Below are 3,136 nucleotides of genomic sequence, written 5' to 3'. Positions count from 1 at the left end.
TTGCACGAAACGGCGGTCACCGGAAGGGTTTGAAGTAGATCCTGATCCACAAGGTTCGAATTCCGACCAGTCAAATCCAGGATTAACACCTGCAGTTGCCCAATGCAACGTATCTGAATTTGCCGGGAACATATAATTGGTCGGAATGCTCGTTACACAAGGTGCTCCAGGAAATCCTGTTCCACCATAGTACAACTGATCTCCAAACTGCCACAATCCCCGCATGTAATTATAGAATTGAGTAGATGATTCCGGATCCGCTTGCCCGGTTGGTGCATTTTGTCCTGTATAAATCGTAAAGTTACGCATCCCGTAACGCTCATTATCGGGGATCGTATCTCCATAACCGATCCCCAGACCTTTGTAAACAATTCCCTTGTTAGCAATCGCATCTGCAACTTCTGGAATGTTCCATTTTTTTGTGACAGAGTCAAAAACCGGCCCAGGGTTATCTAGTCCATCAACATCCTGGTAAGGCCCTTCAAAGAAGTCAACTCCGATTGCCGGCGGATTCTGTCCGAATCCCGGTCGTCCCGAATTTGGTTCATCATTCAAGTCCCCGTTATACATGTAACTCAATCCACGTGTAACATCACATCCTGCATAGTCATCGTTGTAATTCCCTAAATCCGCATCGATGTACTGAGAGAAGTACGTATTGAATAATGTCTGATTTCCCCGGTTGATCAATTCGTAGTTATAGAACGTCATTTTGTTGATCTCGTCATCCGTTGCAAAAGCAAATGCCTGCGCGTGGATTTCCATTCCGATAGGATCTCCCTGGGATTCTGTATGAATATTTCCTTTATCGTTGAATACCCACCAGTTGGTAATGTCACCAAATAATGTTACACGTCTGTCTACTCCACATTGAACTTCATTGCGTCCTAAGATATCATCATACCAAGGGTAATCTCCATCCTCCGGTTCGTAGAACATATCGTTATCGTTGTCGTGAAATGGTGCCAGGAATTGATCTTGTCCACGACCTACATCTCCGTTACCCGGCCATGCATTGATTTGGGCCATTGTTTCATTCGATGGCTGAGGACAGTCGCCTGTTGTACATTCCATCCAGGTAATAAATTGAACGACACCTGCTTTGGTAATTGTGAAAATGTTGTCATACAACAAACACTGATCCGGGTCAATTGTTCCTGCACCATAATCGCGTTTCGTATTATCGCCCTGCGGAATGGACGGATCAAAATTTCCCGATCCGAAATCCACACTTAAGGGGCCAGGCCAGAAATCGTTTCCTTCGCGAAACTTTACGGCTGCTATTTTCAGCAAACCATTCGTATCAACTCCTCCCATCCACAATGCTCCGGCATAGATAGTTGTTACAACGGTTTCACTTCCTTTCTTTTTTGGAACGGTATAGGTTGCTAGTCCGTTCGCGCGATCCAGGAATAATAATCCTCCTGTTTCCAACTGACAACTAACATCATTAAAGTCCATCGTTTTACGGTAGTTTGCAGGTGCACAATTTGCAGCCTTTGTCGTTGCCGTAGGTTTCGGTTTACCGCTTTGTTTCCCGGTTTTTTCGTGCTCATGATTGTATGCATTGGCTTGACCAACAAAACACATCATGACTACGAATGATAAGTAGTTCATTTTTCGTCTCATAACTTGTTTTTTAGAAATCAAACTTGCTTCTACTAATTACAGCCCCCGGTAAACTGATAATGAATCGGTAGTTTCCTGTTTGGATTACAAGTTAAAACGTGCTGCCCAGAAAAATGGTTGGTGATTTTAAGCGGATTATCACTAAATCCAACTGAAATGTCAACTTCACATATCTTGATGTAAAAAGCGGTAAATAACCAGTTGATTACCTGCTTTCCCGCTAAAAAAAGGACAAAAAAAGAGTCCGCCATGGGCGGACTCTTGAAGTGTTTTATTTTCTTTTCAGAAAGTCAACAATCTTATTTCAAGCTGATCGTAGCACCAAATGTATGGATGATTCCAAACTGGCCAGCCATTCTCATAGCATATTCCAATCCTAAAGCAGATTTCTTTTTACCAACTAAAGCGTCAGCAGAGAAACCGGCTGTAAAACCAGTTAATGCATTCGAACGGTTCTCTGTTTTGAAAATTCCTTTCTCAACAACATATCCCGCACGAATATTAAATGCAGCTTTGTTAATTGTCAATCCGTAATCCAAACCTAAACGGTATTGATCTTTTTGGAAAGAGTTTGCTGTAAATGCAGCAGCAACAATTAATTTATTCTTCTCGTTAAAATTGAAGTCGTAAGACCCACCGATATTCAACAAAGAAGGTAATTCAAAGGTTGCAGATCGCTGTTCCAAAGTAGCAAGGTTACCGTTTGTCAGGTAATTCACCTGATCGGATAAACCGTCTCCTTTGTATTTCATCACAGGACCTACATTCTTAAGAGCAATCCCAAATTTAATTTGGTCTTGTTCACCGGTAACGTATCGGATACCTGCATCAAAAGCAATACCATTTGCTTTTAAGTTAGAAATACTTTCAGAAATTACTTTGAAGTTTACACCTCCGTAAATGCTTGATGAGAAGCTATGTGCAAAACCAACGTTAAACACATTCATACGAGGGGAAAATGTTCCTTGAGTAGGCTCAGGTAAATCTACCGTTGTCTTATCAATATCTCCAAAGTTCATGGACTGAACAGAAACTGCAATCACTGTTGAAGGAGTAATTCGCTGAGCGATTCCCGCAGAGTTCAAAGCAATCCCAGCATTTCCCATCCAGTTTGTACGGTTGAACTTAATCTGTGTTTTATCCGTAAATGCCAAACCTGCGATATTGGTGAAAGTAGCTTCTAATCCATTGACATGGGATATACCTGCGTCTCCGATACCAATACTTCTGGCCCATGGATTCATCAATAACTCCGTTGCACCCGCAGACCCAACACGATCTTCATTCCCAGCGAATGCACTGGAGTAGCTCATCACTACCCCAGCTATTGCTGTATATCTTATAATTTTATTAATCGATTTCATACGTTTTTACTTAACAGAATGAATTAAATTGTTTCCAGATCGACCTGGCGCATTCCTCCGAAGAACTTCACAATACGCTCACCAACTCCCGGAACTTCTACGTGGATCAAATAGACACCACTTGCAATCGGAACCCCAATTGT

The 3,136-nt window shown here is 42.0% G+C and carries 1 protein-coding gene and 1 pseudogene; both read right to left on the bottom strand.

Translation table 11 applies throughout. The annotated features are described in order from the left end of the window. Positions 1 to 1,629 (bottom strand): annotated as a pseudogene (locus FO442_RS18625) (T9SS type A sorting domain-containing protein); the annotation flags it as partial. A gap of 299 nt (positions 1,630 to 1,928) precedes the next feature. Continuing rightward, positions 1,929 to 2,993, bottom strand: a complete 1,065-nt coding sequence (locus FO442_RS18620; RefSeq protein WP_144334726.1) for a PorV/PorQ family protein — start codon at positions 2,991 to 2,993, stop codon at positions 1,929 to 1,931. Between the last annotated feature and the right edge of the window lie 143 nt (positions 2,994 to 3,136).

This window comes from Fluviicola chungangensis (genome assembly GCF_007558725.1).
GTDB classification, from domain to species: Bacteria; Bacteroidota; Bacteroidia; order Flavobacteriales_D; family Crocinitomicaceae; genus Fluviicola; species Fluviicola chungangensis.
Note: the sequence above shows the minus strand (reverse complement) of the source record. Positions and strands in the feature narration are given on the sequence as shown.